This window comes from Nocardioides sp. TRM66260-LWL, assembly GCF_020075545.1.
Lineage (GTDB): Bacteria > Actinomycetota > Actinomycetes > Propionibacteriales > Nocardioidaceae > Nocardioides.
In genome coordinates this window covers 531,841-550,224 of record NZ_JAIQZK010000001.1, presented here as the reverse complement: position 1 = coordinate 550,224, position 18,384 = coordinate 531,841, and the positions used below count along the sequence as shown (strand labels likewise).

Genomic DNA, 18,384 nt, shown 5'->3' with positions numbered 1-18,384 from the left:
CGATCAGCCCCGGCGCTGGTAGGCCGGCGCGACCTCGTTGATCGCGTCGCCCATGCGGTGGATGCGCAGCGCGTTCGTCGAGCCCGGGATGCCCGGGGGCGCCCCCGCGATGATCACCACGAGGTCGCCCTCCTGCACCCGGCCGATGCGCAGCAGCTGCTCGTCGACCTGCCGCACCATCTCGTCGGTGTGCTCGACCGGCTGGGTCTTGAACGTCTCGACGCCCCACGAGAGCGCCAGCTGCGAGCGCACGCGCGCCTCGGGGGTGAAGGCGAGGATCGGGATCGGGCCGCGCAGCCGGGCCATGCGCCGCGCGGAGTCGCCGCTCTGGGTGAAGGCGACGACGTACTTGGCCTCGACCCGCTCGGCCACCTCCTCGGCGGCCTTGGCGATCACGCCGGGCTTCGTGCGCGGCGCCCACGGCAGCGGCGCGAGCGTGCCGGTCTCGAGGGCGTGGCGCTCGGTGGCCTCGACGATGCGCGCCATCGTCTCGACCGTGTGCACGGGGTACTCCCCCACGCTGGTCTCGCCGGAGAGCATGACCGCGTCGGCGCCGTCGAGCACCGCGTTGGCCACGTCGGAGGTCTCGGCGCGCGTCGGCTGCGGGTTGCCGATCATCGAGTCGAGCATCTGGGTGGCGACGATGACGGGCTTGGCGTTGAGCCGCGCCTTGCGGACGATCTCCTTCTGCAGGAACGGGACCTCCTCCAGCGGACACTCCACGCCGAGGTCGCCGCGGGCGACCATGAAGCCGTCGAACGCGGCGATGATCTCGTCGAGGTTGTCGATGGCCTGCGGCTTCTCGATCTTGGCGATGACGGGCACGACCGAGCCCTCCTCGCGCATGATCCGCCGGACGTCCTCGGCGTCGCCGGCGTCGCGGACGAAGCTGAGCGCGACGAAGTCGACGCCGAGCCCGAGCGCGAACCGGAGGTCCTCCTCGTCCTTGTCGGACAGCGCCGGGACCGAGACCGCGACGCCGGGCAGGTTGATGCCCTTGTGGTTGCTCACCGTGCCACCGACCAGCACCTCGCAGCGGACGTCGGTCTCGTCGCGCTCGATCACCCGCAGGCGGATGCGGCCGTCGTCGATCAGCAGCGGGTCGCCCGGCGAGACGTCGCCGGGCAGGCCCTTGTACGTGGTGCCGCAGACGGTGGCGTCGCCGGGGACGTCGCGGGTGGTGATCGTCCACTCCTGGCCGCGACGCAGCAGCGTCGGGCCGTCGGCGAAGGTCTCCAGCCGGATCTTCGGCCCCTGCAGGTCGGCGAAGATCCCGACGCCGTGGCCGCTGGCGTCCGACGCCTCGCGCACCAGGCGGTAGGCCTCGGCGTGGTCGGCGTGGCTGCCGTGGCTCATGTTCAGCCGGGCGACGTCCATGCCGGCGTACACGAGCTCGCGGATGCGACGCGGCGAGGAGACGGCGGGACCCAGGGTGCAGACGATCTTGGCTCTACGCACGTCCGCCACCCTAGCGGGACTTTGATCGTTCAAAGACGTTACCCGCGGTTAACAACGGACGGCCCGGTCCGCACCGCCCGCAGGCGGATCGGACCGGGCCGTCGAGGCGGCGGTGGGACCGCTCAGACCGTCAGCGGACGGTCGGTCGGACGCACCGGCGCCGGCAGGTCGGTGCTGCCGGTGAGGAAGGCGTCGACCTTCGAGGCCGCGGCGCGGCCCTCGGCGATCGCCCACACGATGAGCGACTGGCCGCGTCCGGCGTCGCCGGCGACGAAGACGCCGGGCACGCTCGACTGGTAGTCGGCGCCGCGCTTGACGTTGCCGCGCTCGTCGAGCTCGACGCCGAGCTGCTCGACCAGGCCGGGCTGCTCGGGGCCGAGGAAGCCCATGGCGAAGAGCACCAGGTCGGCCGGGATGACCCGCTCGGTGCCCTCGATCTCGGTGAGACGGCCCTCCTTGAGCACGACGTCGACCAGCTTCAGCTGGCGGACGTGGCCCTCGTCGTCGCCGATGAACTCCTTGGTGGAGACCGCGTAGACGCGGTCGCCGCCCTCCTCGTGGGCCGAGGAGACGCGGAAGAGCATCGGGTAGGTCGGCCAGGGCTGGCCGGTCGGCCGGTCGTGGCCCGGCTGCGGCATGATCTCCAGCTGCGTGATCGAGGCCGCGCCGTGGCGGATCGAGGTGCCGAGGCAGTCGGCGCCGGTGTCGCCGCCGCCGATGATCACCACGTGCTTGTCGGTGGCCATGATCTGGCCCTCGACCTCCTCGCCGACCGCGGCGCGGTTGGCCTGCGGCAGGAACTCCATCGCCTGGTGGATGCCGTCGAGGTGACGGCCCGGGACGTCGAGGTCGCGCGCCTTCGTGGCGCCGATCGCGAGCACCACGGCGTCGTAGCGGTCGCGGAGCTCCTCGCCGGTGAGCTGACCGCCCACGTCGACGCCGGCCCGGAAGACCGTGCCCTCGCGACGCATCTGCTCGAGGCGACGGTCGAGGTGCTTCTTCTCCATCTTGAACTCGGGGATGCCGTAGCGCAGGAGCCCGCCGACCTTGTCGGCACGCTCGTAGACCGCCACGGTGTGACCGGCGCGGGTGAGCTGCTGCGCGGCGGCGAGGCCCGCGGGGCCCGAGCCGACGACGGCGACGGTCTTGCCCGAGAGCCACTCCGGCGGCTGGGGCCGGACGAAGCCCGACTCCCACGCCTTGTCGATGATCGAGACCTCGACGTTCTTGATCGTCACCGGGTCCTGGTTGATGCCCAGCACGCAGGCGGTCTCGCAGGGCGCCGGGCACAGCCGCCCGGTGAACTCCGGGAAGTTGTTGGTGGCGTGGAGGCGGTCGATGGCCCCCTCCCAGTCACCGCGCCACACGAGGTCGTTCCACTCGGGGATCAGGTTGCCCAGCGGGCAGCCCTGGTGGCAGAACGGGACGCCGCAGTCCATGCAGCGGCTCGCCTGCGGGGTGATGATCGGCAGCAGGGCGCGGCCCACGCCGTCGGGGTACACCTCGTTCCAGTCGCGCACGCGCTCCTCGACGGGGCGACGGGGCGCGACCTGGCGGCCCTCCTTCAGGAAGCCCTTGGGGTCAGCCATGACGCATCTCCTCGGCGTCGTCGCGGCACGGGGCGCCGCGATGCGGGTTCGGGTTCAGGCTCGTCACGAGCAGGACGGCGCTCATCCGTGCAGCGCCGCCATCATCGCGTCGGCGGTCTCGGCCTCGCTGAGGCCGTCGGCCTCGGCCTTCGCCTTGGCCTCCAGGACGATCCGGTAGTCGCGCGGCATGACCTCGGTGAAGCGGGTCAGCGCGACGTCCCAGTCGGCCAGGAGCGCCTCGGCGACGCTCGAGCCGGTCTCCTCGGCGTGGGCGCGCACCAGCGCACGCAGCTCCTCGGCGTTGCCGGCCACGGGGTGCAGCTCGACCAGCTCGGGGTTGACCCGCTTCGGGTCGAGGTCGAGCACCCACGCGATGCCGCCCGACATGCCGGCCGCGAAGTTGCGGCCGGTCGGGCCGAGGACCACGACGCGTCCGCCGGTCATGTACTCGCAGCCGTGGTCGCCCACGCCCTCGGTGACCAGGCTGGCACCGGAGTTGCGCACCGCGAACCGCTCGCCGACGCCGCCGCGCAGGAAGACCTGCCCGGAGGTGGCGCCGTAGGCGATGGTGTTGCCCGCGATGATCTGCTCCTCGGGCGTGAACGGCGCCGAGCGGTCGGGCCGCACGACGACGCGGCCGCCGGAGAGGCCCTTGCCGACGTAGTCGTTGGCGTCGCCCTCCAGCCGCAGCGTGATGCCGCGCGGCAGGAAGGCGCCGAACGACTGGCCCGCCGAGCCGGTGAGCGTGAGGTCGATCGTGCCGTCGGGCAGGCCCTCGCCGCCGTACCGCTTGGTGACCTCGTGACCGAGGATCGTGCCGACGGTGCGGTGCACGTTGCGCACCTCCACCTGGGCCCGCACCGGCTCGCCGCGCTCGAGCGCCGGCTCGGCCAGCGGCACGAGCGTCGTGACGTCGAGCGAGCGCTCCAGACCGTGGTCCTGGCTCTTGGTGCGGCGCAGGTCCTGGCCCGGGAAGGCGCTCAGGTCGGGGGCGTGCAGGATCGGCGAGAGGTCGAGGCCCGCGGCCTTCCAGTGGTCGACCGCCCGCTGGACGTCGAGCGCGCCGACCTGGCCGATGGCCTCGTCGAGCGTGCGGAAGCCCAGCTGCGCGAGGAGCTCGCGCACCTCCTCGGCGATGTACTCGAAGAAGGTGACGACGAACTCCGGCTTGCCGGAGAACCGCTCGCGCAGCACGGGGTTCTGCGTCGCGACGCCCACGGGGCAGGTGTCGAGGTGGCAGACCCGCATGAGGATGCAGCCGGAGACCACCAGCGGGGCGGTCGCGAAGCCGTACTCCTCGGCGCCCAGCAGCGCGGCGATGACGACGTCGCGGCCGGTCTTCAGCTGGCCGTCGGTCTGCACGACGATGCGGTCGCGCAGGCCGTTGAGCAGCAGGGTCTGCTGGGTCTCGGCCAGGCCGAGCTCCCAGGGGCCGCCCGCGTGCTTGAGCGAGGTCAGCGGCGATGCGCCGGTGCCGCCGTCGTGGCCGGAGATCAGCACGACGTCCGCGTGCGCCTTCGAGACGCCCGTGGCGACGGTGCCGACGCCGACCTCGGCGACCAGCTTCACGTGGACCCGCGCCGCCGGGTTGGCGTTCTTGAGGTCGTGGATCAGCTGGGCGAGGTCCTCGATCGAGTAGATGTCGTGGTGCGGCGGCGGGCTGATCAGGCCCACGCCGGGCGTGCTGTGCCGGGTCTTGGCCACCCACGGGTAGACCTTGTTGCCCGGCAGCTGGCCGCCCTCGCCGGGCTTCGCGCCCTGCGCCATCTTGATCTGGATGTCGTCGGCGTTGGTGAGGTACTCCGAGGTGACGCCGAAGCGGCCCGAGGCGACCTGCTTGATCGAGCTGCGGCGCTCGGGGTCGTAGAGCCGCTCGGGGTCCTCGCCGCCCTCGCCGGTGTTCGACTTGCCGCCGAGGCGGTTCATCGCGATCGCGAGGGTCTCGTGGGCCTCGCCCGAGATCGAGCCGTACGACATCGCGCCGGTGGAGAACCGCTTGACGATCTCGGAGACCGGCTCGACCTCCTCGATCGGGATCGGCTGCCGGCCGGTGGCCTCGGCGTCCTTGAAGGTGAACAGGCCGCGCAGCGTCATCAGCCGCTCGGACTGCTCGTCGACGCGCTGGGTGTACTGCTTGAAGACGTCGTAGCGGCCGGCGCGCGTGGCGTGCTGGAGCCGGAAGACGGTCTCGGGGTCGAAGAGGTGCGGCTCGCCCTCGCGACGCCACTGGTACTCGCCGCCGACCTGCAGCTCCCGGTGCGACGGGGAGATGCCGCCGCGCGGGTACGCGGTGTGGTGCCGGCGGGCGACCTCCTCGGCGACGACGTCGAGGCCGATGCCGCCGAGCTTGGAGGTGGTGCCGGTGAAGTAGGCGTCGACGAGCTCCTGGGAGAGGCCGACGGCCTCGAAGATCTGCGCTCCGGTGTAGGACGCGACCGTCGAGACGCCCATCTTCGACATGACCTTCAGGACGCCCTTGCCGAGCGCCTTGACGAGGTTGCGGACCGCGACCTCGGGCTCGGTCTTGACGTAGTAGCCCTCGCGCGCGAGGTCCTCGACCGACTCCATGGCCAGGTAGGGGTTGACCGCCGCCGCGCCGTAGCCGACGAGCAGCGCGACGTGGTGCACCTCGCGGACGTCGCCGGCCTCGACGATCAGGCCGACCTGGGTGCGGGTCTTCTCGCGCACCAGGTGGTGGTGCACGGCCGCGGTGAGCAGCAGCGACGGGATCGGCGCGAGCTCGGCGGTGGAGTGGCGGTCGGAGAGCACGATGATGCGCGCGCCCTCGGCGATCGCCGCGCTGACCTCGGCGCACACCTCGGAGATGCGGGCCGCCATGGCGGCGCCACCGCCCTCGACGTCGTACAGGCCGCGGGAGACGTGCGTGACGAAGCCGGGCATGTCGCCGTCGCGGTTGATGTGCCGGATCTTCGCGAGGTCGTCGTTGGAGATGACCGGGAACGGCAGCGTGACCTGGCGACACGACGCGGGCGTCGGCTCGAGCAGGTTGGCCTCCGGGCCGATGGTGCCGTTGAGCGAGGTGACGAGCTCCTCGCGGATGGCGTCCAGCGGCGGGTTGGTGACCTGCGCGAAGAGCTGCGCGAAGTAGTCGAACAGCAGGCGCGGCTTGTCGCTCAGCGCCGCGATCGGGGTGTCGGTGCCCATCGAGCCGATCGGCTCGGCGCCGGTGTTGGCCATCGGCGTGAGGATGACCCGCAGCTCCTCCTCGGTGTAGCCGAAGACCTGCTGGCGACGGGTGACCGACGCGTGGGTGTGCACGACGTGCTCGCGCTCGGGCAGGTCGGAGAGGTGGACGAGCCCGGCGTGCAGCCACTCGGCGTACGGGTGCTCGGCAGCGAGCTGGGCCTTGATCTCCTCGTCCTCGATGATCCGGTGCTCCTCGGTGTCGACGAGGAACATGCGGCCCGGCTGCAGCCGGCCCTTGCGGACGACCGTGGCGGGGTCGAGATCGAGGACGCCGACCTCGGAGGCCAGGACGACGAGGCCGTCCTCGGTGACCCAGTAGCGCGAGGGACGCAGGCCGTTGCGGTCGAGCACCGCGCCGATCTGGGCGCCGTCGGTGAACACGACGCACGCCGGGCCGTCCCACGGCTCCATGAGCGAGGCGTGGAACCGGTAGAAGGCGCGCCGGGCCTCGTCCATCTCGGCGTGGTTCTCCCACGCCTCGGGGATCATCATCAGCACCGAGTGCGGCAGCGAGCGGCCGCCGAGGTGCAGCAGCTCGAGCACCTCGTCGAAGGACGCGGAGTCGGACGCCCCCGGGGTGCAGATCGGGTAGAGCCGCTCGAGGTCGCCCGGGATGACGTCGGAGGCCAGCAGCGCCTCGCGCGCCCGCATCCAGTTGCGGTTGCCCATGACGGTGTTGATCTCGCCGTTGTGGGCGATGAACCGGAACGGGTGCGAGAGCGGCCAGCTCGGGAAGGTGTTGGTCGAGAAGCGCGAGTGGACGACGCCGATCGCCGAGGCGATGCGCTCGTCGCGCAGGTCGGGGAAGAAGTGGTCGAGCTGGTCGGTGGTCAGCATGCCCTTGTAGACCAGGGTCCGCGAGGACAGCGACGGGAAGTAGACCGCGACCTCCCGCTCGGCGCGCTTGCGCAGGCAGAACGCCAGCCGCTCGAGCTCCATGCCGGTCTGCCCGGAGGCGGCGGCGACGAAGAGCTGGCGGAAGGTCGGCATCACGCCGAGGGCCGCCGAGCCGAGGATCGACGGCTCGACCGGGACGTCGCGCCAGCCGAGGACCTCGAGGCCCTCCTCGGCCGCGATCGCCTCGATCCGGGCGGCGGCGGCCGCGACCGCGGCGTCGTCGCCCTGGAGGAACGCCGTGCCGACGGCGTAGGAGCCCGCGGCGGGCAGCGTCACGCCGTGGTCGGCGGCCACGGCGCGCAGGAACGCGTCGGGCACCTGGAGCAGGATCCCGGCGCCGTCGCCGGAGTTGACCTCCGCGCCGGCGGCGCCGCGGTGGTCGAGGTTGCGCAGCGCCGTGAGGGCCTGGACCACGATCGAGTGGCTGGGGACGCCGGTCAGGGTCGCGACGAAGGCCACACCGCACGCGTCGTGCTCGTGGACCGGGTCGTACAACCCCTGGGGCGGCGGGAAGGCGTGCGAGTAGGGCACCGGGAACTCCCGTCGTCTGAAGAAGCCTGGTCGGCTGCTGAGGGTCTTGCTGGAGCAGGGGACGGCGTTGGCCCGCGCGGGAGTCTTCAGATTACCACCGGGTTACCGAACTCCCGAAGCCTCCGCCGACTCGTCTCGCCGTGGGCCGCGCCCCTCGACGTACACCTCGGTCTCGCGGGGCGCGCCCCGGCGTCCGCTGATCACGAAGTAGGCGGTGGCCAGCACGAAGAGGACGATCGAGACCCACACGTTGAAGCGCAGGCCGCCGACGTCGGAGAGCTCCACGGCGTCGATGCGCAGGGACTCGATCCAGCCGCGACCCAGCGTGTAGAGCATGACGTAGAGGGCCACCACGCGTCCGTGGCCCAGGCGGAGCCGCCGGTCGAGCACGACGATCACGCCGAAGGCGGCGAGGTTCCACAGGCTCTCGTAGAGGAACGTCGGGTGGAACGTGGTGCCGGGCGGGTAGCCGGCGTCGATGGCGGTGCGGTCGCTCACCGAGAGCGCCCAGGGCAGATCGGTGGGCCGGCCGAAGAGCTCCTGGTTGAACCAGTTGCCCCAGCGCCCGATGGCCTGGGCGACGAGCACCGCCGGCGCGATCGCGTCCAGCACCGGCAGCAGCCGGATGCCGGCGCGCCGCGCGCCGATGACCGCGCCCAGGGCGCCGAGCGCGACCGCGCCCCACACGCCGAGGCCGCCGTTCCAGATGTAGAGCGCCTCGATCGGCCGCCGCCCGGCGCCGAAGTACAGGTCGGAGTCGGTGGCCACGTGGTAGAGCCGGCCGCCGACGACGCCGAAGGGGACGGCCCACAGCGCGATGTCCTGGATCTCCCCGACGCGACCGCCGCGGGCCTTCCACCGGCGCTCGGCGATGACCACCGCGACGACGATGCCGAGGATGATCGAGAGGGCGTACCCGCGCACCGGGAACGGGCCGAGGTGCCACACGCCCTGCGAGGGGCTCGGGATGCTGAGCGGCACCGTCAGCGCCTCGAGGGGCAGGAGCGTCATGACGTGCCTCCGCTCGGGCTCGGCAGCCCCTGGGCGAGATAGGTGTGGATGTCGGCGGCGTACTGCGCCGCCGAGGTGCTCTGCGACCAGTACACCGGAGCCGAGCCGTCCTGCGCGATGCCGGTGACCTGGGTCGAGTGGGTGTTGAGGTCGTACCCGCCGGTGGGCAGCCGCTGGCCGTCGGTGACGCCGACCGCGACCGAGCGGCCGAGCGCGACGATCGCGTCGAGGTCGCCGGTGAGGCCCTCGAAGGACGGGTCGAGCCGGTCGAGGTAGCGGCGCAGCGTCGTGGGGTCGTCGCGGGCGGGGTCGGTGGTGACGAAGACGACCTGCACGTTCGCGCGGTCCTGGGCGTCGAGCCGGGTCATGGCCGCGGCGAGGTTGCCCATGACCAGACCGCAGATGTCGGGGCAGTGGGTGTAGCCGAAGAAGGCCAGCGTGAGCCGCTTGCCGCTGCTGCTGCGCAGCTCGTAGGGCTGGCGCTCGGTGTCGGTGAGCGAGGTGGACGCGACGTCGAACGGCGGGGTCACGACGCGACCGGCGAACGAGCCGCCGCCGGACGGCGCCGCGCCGCCGCACGCGCTCAGCAGGACGAGCAGCGCGGCGACCGCCGCCGCGACGGCGGCGACCCGGCGGCGCTCAGCCACGACGGACGCCGGCGGCGAGGTCCTCGGTGAGCGCGGCGAGGGCGGCCAGGCCGGCCCGGCGGTCGTCGGCGTGGTCGAGGAGGGTGCGCACGAACGCGGAGCCGACGATCACGCCGTCGGCGTAGCTGGCCACCTCGGCGGCCTGGTCGCCGGTGCTGACGCCGAGCCCGACGCCGACCGGCAGCCCGGTGCCCTGCTGCTCGACCGCGGCGCGGGTGCGGGCGACGAGCGGCCCGGCGAGGTCGCTGGTGGTGGCCCGCGCGCCGGTGACGCCCATGACCGCGGTGGCGTAGACGAAGCCGCGGCTGGCGGCGGTGGTGTAGGCGACGCGCTCGTCGGTGGACGACGGGGCGACGAGGAAGATCTTGTCCAGGCCCCGCTGGTCGGCGGCCTCGATCCACTCGGGGGCGAAGTCGGGGGTCAGGTCAGGGGTGATCAGCCCCGCTCCCCCGGCGCTCGCGAGATCGTCGGCGAACCGCTCGACGCCGTAGCGCTCCACCGGGTTCCAGTAGGTCATGACCACGGTCGGGGTGCCCGTCGCGGCGACGGCCTCGACCGTGCGCAGCACGTCGGCCGTGCGCACGCCGCCCTCGAGCGCGGCCTGCGCGGCGGCCTGGATCGTGGGGCCGTCCATGACCGGGTCGGTGTAGGGCAGCCCGACCTCGATCACGTCGACGCCGGCCCGGACCATGGTGGTCAGCGCCTCGATGCCGCCGTCGCGGTCGGGGTAGCCGGCCGGCAGGTAGCCGACCAGGGCCGCCCGGCCCTCGGCCCGCGCGGCGTCGAAGGCGGCGCGGACGCTCACGCGTCGCCCTCCTGCGGCTGGTCGCCGAGGCCGAAGTACTCCATGACCGTGCCCATGTCCTTGTCGCCGCGGCCGCTGAGGCTGATCAGCACCGTGGCGTCGGGCCCCTTGGTCGCGGCGAGCTCCTCGGCGACGCGGATCGCGCCCGCGACCGCGTGGGCGGTCTCGATCGCCGGGATGATGCCCTCGACCCGGCTGAGCAGCGCCAGCGCCTGCATCGCCTCGTCGTCGGTGACCGGCACGTAGGTGGCCCGGCCGGTGGCGGCCAGGTGCGCGTGCTGCGGGCCGACGCCCGGGTAGTCGAGGCCCGCGGAGATGGAGTGCGACTCGACCGTCTGGCCGTCGTCGTCCTGCAGCACGTAGGTGCGGGCGCCGTGCAGGACGCCGGTGGCGCCCGCGCTGATCGTGGCCGCGTGCCGCGGGGTCTCGACGCCCTCGCCGCCGGCCTCGAAGCCCCAGATCGCGACGTCGGGGTCGTCGAGGAAGGCGGTGAACAGGCCGATCGCGTTCGACCCGCCGCCGACGCAGGCCGCGACGGCGTCGGGCAGCACGCCGTACTGCTCGAGGCACTGGGCGCGGGCCTCGTCGCCGATGCCGCGGGTGAAGGCGCCGACCATGGACGGGAACGGGTGCGGGCCCGCGGCGGTGCCGAACAGGTACGCGGTGTGGTCGACGCTGGCGACCCAGTCGCGCATGGCCTCGTTGATGGCGTCCTTCAGCGTCGCGCTGCCGGACTCCACCGGCACGACCTCGGCGCCGAGCAGGCGCATGCGGGCGACGTTGAGCGCCTGCCGACGGGTGTCGACGGCGCCCATGTAGACCGTGCAGTCGAGCCCGAAGTAGGCCGCGGCGGTGGCGCTGGCCACGCCGTGCTGGCCGGCGCCGGTCTCGGCGATGACCCGCTTCTTGCCCATCCGCTTGGTCAGCAGCGCCTGGCCGAGCACGTTGCGGATCTTGTGGGCGCCGGTGTGGTTGAGGTCCTCGCGCTTGAGCAGCACGCGGCAGCCGACGCGCTCGGAGAGCCGGGTCGCGTGGAACAGCGGGCTCGGCAGGCCGGCGTACTCGCGCAGCACCTGCTCGAACTCGGCGGTGAACGCGGGGTCGGCCATCGCGTCGTGCCACGCGACGGTCAGCTCGTCGAGGGCGGCGATCAGCGCCTCGGGCATGAACCGGCCGCCGAAGCCGCCGAACCAGCCCTGCTCGTCGGCCTGGTAGAGGGGCCGTGCCCCGGACTGCCCGGTCTCCGCCCGCTCGGCGTGGAGGGTCATGCCGTCACTCCCGTCATCGATCGGACCCCGGCCTCGGGGTCGCCGTCCTTCACCAGCGCCTCGCCCACCAGCACCGCGCGGGCGCCCTCGCCGACGAACCGGCGCACGTCGTCGACCCCGGTGATGCCGGACTCGGCGACCTTGACGCGGTCGTCGGGGATGAGCGGGGCGAGCCGGCCGAAGGTGGCGGTGTCGACGGCCAGGGTCTTGAGGTTGCGCGCGTTGACGCCGATCAGCTCGGCGCCCAGCGCGACCGCGCGCTCGGTCTCGGCCTCGTCGTGCACCTCGACGAGCACGGTGAGCCCCAGCTCGCCGGCCAGCTCGTGCAGCGAGCGGAGGCGGTCGTCGTCGAGCGCCGCGACGATCAGCAGCGCGAGGTCGGCGCCCGCGGCCCGGGCCTCGAGCAACTGGTACGGCTCGACGATGAAGTCCTTGCGCAGCAGCGGGACGTCGACGGCCGCGCGCACCGCGCGCAGGTCGGCGAGGCTGCCGCCGAAGCGTCGCTCCTCGGTGAGGACGCTGATCGCGGCGGCACCGCCGGCGGCGTAGCGCGCGGCGAGCGCCGCGGGGTCCTCGATCTCGGCGAGGTGGCCCTTGCTGGGGCTGCGGCGCTTGACCTCGGCGATGACGCTCGAGCCGGCCCCGCGCAGGTGCGGCATCGGGTCGCGCGGCGGGTCGACGTCGGCCAGGGCGGCCCGCAGGTCGGCCTCCGGCACCGCCGACCGGCGCGCCTCGAGGTCGAGGCGGGCTCCGGCGACGATGTCGTCGAGGACGGTCATGGGTCGGGGCCTCCGGCTCGGTGCGTGAAGGGGCGGTGCTGCACCCCGAGTCTGTCACGCGGCGCCTCGCCGTCGCGTGCCGCCCGCGCCCGTCGGACGCCGCGGCGCACTAGGGTGCCGCCCACCGGGACACGGTCCCGACGACGGGAGCCGGCACTCGGGTGCCCGTCCGACCCCACCTGATCAGGGAGACCCCATGAGCACCAACGAGCCTCCTCCGCCGCCGTACGGCGACTCCACCCCTCCCCCGCCGCCGGGCGGCTACGGGGCTCCGCCGCCGCCCCCGCCGGGCTACGGCACGCCCCCGCCGGGTGGCGGCTACGGCACGCCCCCCGGCGGCTACGGGCCGCCCACCGGCTTCGGCGGGCCCGCGGGCTACCCGGGCCAGCCGGCCAAGACCAACCGCAAGGCGATCTGGTCGCTCGTGCTCGGCGTCCTGAGCTTCGTGTGCTGCGGCTTCATCACCGGCACCGCCGCGATCGTCCTCGGCCAGCAGGCCAAGAAGGAGATCGCCGCCGGCCAGGGCACCGGGCGCGGCCTCGCGCAGGCCGGCTTCGTGCTCGGCATCATCGGCGTGGTGCTCGGCGTGATCGGCGTCATCCTCTACGCCACCGGCACGCTCACCCTCAACACCTCGTCGAGCTGATCGTCCCGACCGCGACTCCCCGCGTCCGACCCGGCGGACGCGGGGAGTCGTACTGTCAGGGCGCGAGCCAGGAGCCTCCGGGCAGGCCGGGCAGGTTGCGCAGGACCATGAAGACGAGGGCCAGCACCGCGTAGCCGGCGGCGAGGCGCCCGGCCCACACGCCGCGGAGGGCCAGGGTCGGACCGCCGACGGGACGCCCCGACCAGGCGCGGGCGACCCAGCCGGCCGCGAGCAGCGCGACCAGCGGCAGCGAGGCGACCAGGAGCAGGTTGCTGGAGGCGGCGGCGAGCAGCTCGCCGTGGGTGAGGTCGTTGACCGCGCGCAGGCCGCCGCAGCCCGGGCACCAGATGCCGAGGGCGGCCAGCGGGCACACGCCCCACGAGCCCTGCTGGTGGGGATCGCGCAGCCGCAGGGCGAGCGTCGCCACGGCGACGCCGCCGAGCGCGACGACCGGGCCCCGCATCCGCTCGGCCCGGGTGGGGGCCGGGACATCGGCGCGGGCCGCGTCGCGGTGCTGCGCGAGGCTCACCGGATCACCTCCGCGCAGGGGCTCAGTGGCCCTCGTGGTAGCCGAGCTTCGCGAGCACGCCGAAGACCACACCGGCGCCCAGGGTGACCACGACGCCGGCGATGAAGACCGGGTAGCTGATCGGGTCGAGGAGCAGGCCGATGCTGCCGATGATGAAGCCGAGCAGTCCGACCACCACGGCCGTCCAGGCTGCGGGGGTGTTGCCGTGGCTGCTGGACATGCGGTGCTCCTCGGTGCGGGCCGACCGGGGTCGGCGGCGGATCGTGGTGCGCAGTCTAGTGGGCGCGCGGCGGCTCAGGCCGTCGGGTCGTCGCCCGCGTCGATCGAGCGCCACAGCTCGAGGTTGGAGCGCTCCTCCGGCGGAGCGGCCGCCGTCTGCTCCCCCGCGGGCGCGCCGGTCGGCGTGTCGTAGCGGGTGCCCATCTCGGGCCACGAGCCGACCGACCGGACGGCGACGAGCGTGGTGAGCAGCATCACCACGACTCCCACGCTGCCCGCGTAGGACCACGCGGTGTGCTGCGTCGAGACGGCCTCGCCCATCGCGGCGCCGACGTCCTCGCGGACGCGGTCGGCCAGCCGCAGCCAGGCGTCGACGACCGCGACGACCGTGCCGGCCGCGGCGACGGCGCCGAGCACGGTGACGGCCCGCCGCACCCGCCCGCGCGTCACGAGCACGACGCCCCAGCAGGCCAGGACGACCAGCGCGAGCGAGGTCGCGACGGGGAGCTCGCCGCGATCGGCGCCGGTGGCGAGGAAGGACGCGAGGGCGCGCGTCTCGCCGTCGCCCCCGACCGGGGTGACCCACGGCTTGGAGCCGGCCACGGCCACCAGCGTGCCGGAGGCCAGGCCGAGCAGGACGGTCAGGCCGAAGGAGCGCCTCACGCGGGCGTCCCGACGACGGCGTCGAGCCGGACGGCGTCGAAGCAGGTGCGGTCGCCGGTGTGGCACGCGGCGCCGACCTGGTCGACCTTGACCAGCAGGGTGTCGCCGTCGCAGTCCAGCCGCACCTCGCGCACCCACTGGAGGTGGCCGGAGGTGTCGCCCTTGACCCAGTACTCCTGCCGCGAGCGCGACCAGTAGGTGGCGCGGCCGGTCGTGAGGGTGCGGTGCAGCGCCTCGTCGTCCATCCAGCCGAGCATCAGCACCTCGCCGGTGTCGTGCTGCTGGACCACGGCCGGCACCAGGCCGTCGTCGGTGCGCTTGAGGCGGTCGGCGATCGCAGGGTCGAGGCTCACGCATCCAGTGTCCCAGCCGACGCCACGGCACGGTCCGCGCCCCGTCCGGACTGCTGCGCCACCCACGAGGCGTGCAGCCGGGCGTAGGCGGTGCCGGCCTGGCGGGCGAGCTCGGCGTGCGGGCCCCGCTGGACGACCTCGCCCCGATCGACCACGACCACCTCGTCGGCCTGCTCGGCCGTCGAGAGCCGGTGGGCGATCGTGACGCTCGTCCGGCCGCGCATCAGGGAGTCGAGGGCGCGGCCGATGCGCATCTCGAGGGCGGGGTCGACCGCGCTGGTGGCCTCGTCGAGGACCAGCAGATCGGGGTCGGCCAGCTGGGCGCGCCACAGGGCGACGAGCTGGCGCTCGCCGGCCGAGAGCGCCTCGCCCCGCTGCCCGACGCGCGTGGCCAGACCATGCGGCAGGCCGGCCAGCCAGTCGCCGAGGCCGAGCTCGTCGGCCGCGGCGCGCAGCTCGGCCTCGGTGGCGTCGAGCCGGCCGTAGGCGAGGTTGGCGGCGATCGTGTCGTCGAAGAGGAAGCCCTCCTGCGGCACCAGCACCACGCTGCGGCGCAGGCTCGCCTGACGGATCTCGCGCACGTCGAGGCCGTCGAGCAGCACGCGGCCGGTCGTGGGGTCCATGAGCCGCGTCAGCAGCTTGGCGATCGTCGACTTGCCCGAGCCGGTCTCGCCGACCACCGCGATGCGCGAGCCGGGCGCGAGCTCGAGGTCGATGCCGCGCAGGACCGGCGGGCCGCCGGGGTAGGCGAACCCGACGTCCTCGAACCGCACCGCGATCGGCCCGCGGGGCAGCTCGACGCCGGCCTCGCCGGGGTCGACCAGGTCGGCCGGCGTCTCGAGGATGCCCAGGACGCGTCGCCAGCCGGCGATCGCGTTCTGCGCGTCGGTGAGGATCTGCGTGCCCATCTGCACGGGGCCGACGAACAGCGAGACCAGGAACGCGAAGGCCAGGACCTCGCCGGCCGAGATGTCGCCGCCGAAGCCGAGCAGCACCCCGACCACGATGACGCCCGCGTTGGCCAGGCCGCCCGACACCCCGCCGAGGGAGAACGAGAAGGCCGTGAAGCCCTGGGCCCGGGTGCTGGCGGCCTGGAACCGCTCCACCGCCTCGTCGATGCGCTGCTGGGTGCGGTCCTGCACGGCGTAGGCGCGGACGACGCCGGCGCCGACCACGGGCTCGGAGACCGCGGAGAGCAGGGCGCCGACCTGGCGCCGCACGGTGCCGTAGGCGTCGGAGAGCTTGCGCTGGAAGTACCGGAGCGAGGCGAACAGCGGCGCGAAGCAGAGCCAGACCACCAGCGTCAGCTGCCAGCTGTAGACCGCCATGACGATCGTGGCGACCAGCACCTGCCCGACGCTGACGACGAACAGCAGGCCGCCGAAGACGAGGAACTGGCTGACCTGGTCGACGTCGCTGGTGACGCGCGCGACCAGCGCCCCGCGTCGCTCGGTGTTCTGGGTGAGCACGGGCAGGTCGTGCACGTGCCGGAACGCCTTGGTGCGCAGCGTGGCCAGGCCGCTCTCCGCGGTGCGGAAGAGCCGGCTGGTCATGCCGTAGGAGGCCAGCCCGGTGACGAGCACCGCGACCAGCGCCGCGAGGCCGAGCAGCACGGTGAAGCGCAGGTCGGGCCCGCCGGGCGCGCCGAGCCCGCGGTCGAGGGTCTGCTGCACGGTGATCGGGACGACGACCTGTCCCGCCGAGGCGAGCACGGCCAGCAGGAGCGTGACGCCGAGGCCCTCGCGGAGCTCCGGGGAGTGGCGCAGGCCGAGCCGGATGGTCTCCAGCGCGCCCATCTCCTCGCCGGAGTCGACGCGGCCGCCCGCCGCGACCCGCGGATCGGCGGTGGCGGCGCTCATCGGGTCTCCTCCGCGGTCGGCGGGACGGGCGTCTCGTCGGCGGTCTCGTAGGCGTTGACGAGGGCGGCGTAGGCGGGGCTGGTGGCGAGCAGCTCGGCGTGGGTGCCGCGGGCGGCGATCCGGCCGCCGTCGAGGTGGACGACCTCGTCGGCCAGGCCGATGGTGGCCTTGCGGTAGGCGACCACCAGCAGGCTCGGCGGCGGGACGTCCGGGTCGATCGCCGGGTCGTCGACGCTGGCGTCGGCGGCTCGGGCCAGCGGATCGGGACGCCGCAGCGCGGCGAGGATGCGCCCCTCGACCTCGGGGTCGACCGCCGAGGTGGCGTCGTCGAGCACGAGCAGCCGGGGGCGACGCACCAGCGCGCGGGCCAGCGAGAGGCGCTGGCGCTGACCGCCGGAGAGCGACGTGCCCCGCTCGCCGAGTCGGGTGTCGAGGCCGTGGGGCAGCGCGGCGACGAACTCGTCGGCCTGGGCGGCGCGCAGCGCGGCCCACACCGCGTCGTCGGGGAGGTCGGCGCCGAGGGTGACGTTGCCGCGCACGGTGTCGTCGAAGAGGAACGCGGTCTGCGGCACCACGGCCACCGCCCGGGCCAGCTCGCCCGGCGCGAGGTCGCGCAGATCGACGCCGTCGAGGGTCAGCCGGCCGGCGTCGGGGTCGACGAGCCGGGTGACCAGCGAGGTCAGGGTGCTCTTGCCCGACGCGGTGGCGCCGACGAGCGCCACGGTGCGGCCGGGCGCGACGTCGAGGGTCACGCCGTGCAGCAGCGGCTGGTCGGGGTCGTAGGCGTAGGCGACGTCGCGCAGCTCGAGCCGGGCGCCGCCCCGGGCGTCCGCCGGGAGCCGCGACTCCCCGTGGGGCATCTCGCCGTCGGCCTCGAGCACCGCGGTGACGCGCCGGTACCCGACGACGCTGCGCGGGAACTCGCCGAGCAGCCAGCCGAGCGAGCGGATCGGGAAGGCCACCACCGTCAGCAGGTAGGCGATCGTGACGACGTCGCCGGCGGCGGTCGCGCCGGTGCCGACCCGGTGGACGCCGGTGGCGAGCACCACCAGCACGCCGAGGCTGGGCAGCGCGGCCAGCGCCGGGTCGAAGGCCGCGCGCAGGCGGCCCGCACGGACGTTCACCTCGCGCAGGCGCTGCGCGATCTCGGCGAACCGGCGGGTCTCCTCGGACTCGCGGCCGAGCGTCTTGACCACCATCGCGCCGTCGAAGGACTCGTGCGCGACCTCGCTGAGCTCCGCGCGCAGCTCCTGCGCGCGGGTCATCAGCGGCGAGGAGCGGCGCTGGAAGGCGAGGTTCGCCGCGATCACGGCCGGGAAGACGAGCAGGCCGACGAAGGCCAGCACGAGGTCGGTGGCGAGCATCTGCACCACCGCGATGACCATCATCGCCACCGTGCCGACGGCCATCGGGAGCGGGGCGATCGGACCCCAGGCGGCCTCGACGTCGGAGTTGGCGTTCGAGAGCAGCTCGCCGGTGGGGTGCTGCTGGTGCCAGGCCATCGGGAGCCGCAGGTACTGCCGGGTGACGGCGCGCCGGGTGTGCGCCTGCATGCGGTACTGCATGATGCCCGCCCCGAGCCGTCGGGCGACGATGCCGACCGCGCGGAGCAGGGCGACCCCGACGAACAGCGCGACGACGGCCGCCAGCATGCCGGCGCCGATCTCGCCGTCGCGGTACGCGGGGAGCAGCACGTGGTCGGTCGACCAGCCGAGCACCCACGCGTCGGCGACAGTCAGCGCGCCGAAGAGCACGCTGCCGATCGTCGAGACGGCGAAGACCCAGGGCTCGCGGCGGATGGCCACCAGGAGCACGGCGAAGCCGTCGCGGGTCGTGGCGGTGCGGGTCGCGGGGTCGAGCGCGGACGGCGGCACGCCCGGCGCGACCACGGCGTCGCGGGGCTCCTCCTGCGCGTCGGTGCTG

The 18,384-nt window shown here is 73.9% G+C and carries 15 protein-coding genes; 1 reads left to right on the top strand and 14 read right to left on the bottom strand.

Annotated elements, in window-relative coordinates:
- Positions 1-3: 3 nt before the first annotated feature.
- The 8 genes from pyk to trpC all read right to left on the bottom strand — a co-directional run bounded on the left by pyk (position 4) and on the right by trpC (position 12,192).
- Complete coding sequence (pyk, locus tag K8Z61_RS02655; protein ID WP_224126511.1) at positions 4-1,458, bottom strand: pyruvate kinase; 1,455 nt, start codon at positions 1,456-1,458, stop codon at positions 4-6.
- A gap of 122 nt (positions 1,459-1,580) precedes the next feature.
- Positions 1,581-3,047 carry a glutamate synthase subunit beta gene (locus K8Z61_RS02650; RefSeq protein WP_224126510.1) on the bottom strand — a complete coding sequence of 489 codons (1,467 nt, stop codon included), beginning with the start codon at positions 3,045-3,047 and terminating at the stop codon, positions 1,581-1,583.
- 81 nt (positions 3,048-3,128) lie between these two features.
- Positions 3,129-7,682, bottom strand: a complete 4,554-nt coding sequence (gene gltB, locus K8Z61_RS02645; RefSeq protein WP_224126509.1) for a glutamate synthase large subunit — start codon at positions 7,680-7,682, stop codon at positions 3,129-3,131.
- A 102-nt stretch (positions 7,683-7,784) separates the two neighbouring features.
- Positions 7,785-8,693 (bottom strand): prolipoprotein diacylglyceryl transferase, encoded by a 909-nt coding sequence (gene lgt / locus K8Z61_RS02640; RefSeq protein ID WP_224126508.1) that lies wholly within the window; start codon positions 8,691-8,693, stop codon positions 7,785-7,787.
- Positions 8,690-9,340: an SCO family protein gene (locus K8Z61_RS02635; protein WP_224126507.1), complete on the bottom strand. Its 651-nt coding sequence runs from the start codon at positions 9,338-9,340 to the stop codon at positions 8,690-8,692. Before K8Z61_RS02635 ends, lgt begins: the two co-directional genes overlap by 4 nt.
- On the bottom strand, positions 9,333-10,145 hold the full coding sequence (gene trpA / locus K8Z61_RS02630; RefSeq protein ID WP_224126506.1) for a tryptophan synthase subunit alpha: 813 nt from the start codon (positions 10,143-10,145) through the stop codon (positions 9,333-9,335). Before trpA ends, K8Z61_RS02635 begins: the two co-directional genes overlap by 8 nt.
- Positions 10,142-11,413 (bottom strand): tryptophan synthase subunit beta, encoded by a 1,272-nt coding sequence (gene trpB, locus K8Z61_RS02625; protein WP_224126505.1) that lies wholly within the window; start codon positions 11,411-11,413, stop codon positions 10,142-10,144. Before trpB ends, trpA begins: the two co-directional genes overlap by 4 nt.
- Positions 11,410-12,192 carry an indole-3-glycerol phosphate synthase TrpC gene (gene trpC, locus K8Z61_RS02620; RefSeq protein ID WP_224126504.1) on the bottom strand — a complete coding sequence of 261 codons (783 nt, stop codon included), beginning with the start codon at positions 12,190-12,192 and terminating at the stop codon, positions 11,410-11,412. Before trpC ends, trpB begins: the two co-directional genes overlap by 4 nt.
- Positions 12,193-12,388: 196 nt before the next feature.
- Here trpC and K8Z61_RS02615 point away from each other — a divergent pair, with 196 nt between their 5' ends.
- Complete coding sequence (locus tag K8Z61_RS02615; protein ID WP_224126503.1) at positions 12,389-12,838, top strand: DUF4190 domain-containing protein; 450 nt, start codon at positions 12,389-12,391, stop codon at positions 12,836-12,838.
- A 55-nt stretch (positions 12,839-12,893) separates the two neighbouring features.
- On the opposite strand, the gene K8Z61_RS02610 is transcribed toward K8Z61_RS02615, so the two are convergent.
- From K8Z61_RS02610 to K8Z61_RS02585, 6 genes are all read right to left on the bottom strand, one after another.
- A complete protein-coding gene (locus tag K8Z61_RS02610) occupies positions 12,894-13,367 on the bottom strand; it encodes a DUF2752 domain-containing protein (RefSeq protein WP_224126502.1) in 474 nt (157 codons plus the stop codon).
- Between the two features lie 22 nt (positions 13,368-13,389).
- Positions 13,390-13,587, bottom strand: a complete 198-nt coding sequence (locus tag K8Z61_RS02605; protein ID WP_224126501.1) for an HGxxPAAW family protein — start codon at positions 13,585-13,587, stop codon at positions 13,390-13,392.
- A gap of 74 nt (positions 13,588-13,661) precedes the next feature.
- The gene (locus K8Z61_RS02600) at positions 13,662-14,249 is read right to left on the bottom strand and encodes a Trp biosynthesis-associated membrane protein (protein WP_224126500.1); all 588 of its coding nucleotides are present in this window, start codon (positions 14,247-14,249) and stop codon (positions 13,662-13,664) included.
- The gene (gene hisI / locus K8Z61_RS02595) at positions 14,246-14,602 is read right to left on the bottom strand and encodes a phosphoribosyl-AMP cyclohydrolase (RefSeq protein ID WP_224126499.1); all 357 of its coding nucleotides are present in this window, start codon (positions 14,600-14,602) and stop codon (positions 14,246-14,248) included. Before hisI ends, K8Z61_RS02600 begins: the two co-directional genes overlap by 4 nt.
- Positions 14,599-16,461: an ABC transporter ATP-binding protein gene (locus K8Z61_RS02590; RefSeq protein ID WP_224126498.1), complete on the bottom strand. Its 1,863-nt coding sequence runs from the start codon at positions 16,459-16,461 to the stop codon at positions 14,599-14,601. Before K8Z61_RS02590 ends, hisI begins: the two co-directional genes overlap by 4 nt.
- The gene (locus K8Z61_RS02585; RefSeq protein WP_224127592.1) at positions 16,458-18,335 is read right to left on the bottom strand and encodes an ABC transporter ATP-binding protein; all 1,878 of its coding nucleotides are present in this window, start codon (positions 18,333-18,335) and stop codon (positions 16,458-16,460) included. Before K8Z61_RS02585 ends, K8Z61_RS02590 begins: the two co-directional genes overlap by 4 nt.
- Positions 18,336-18,384: the final 49 nt, after the last annotated feature.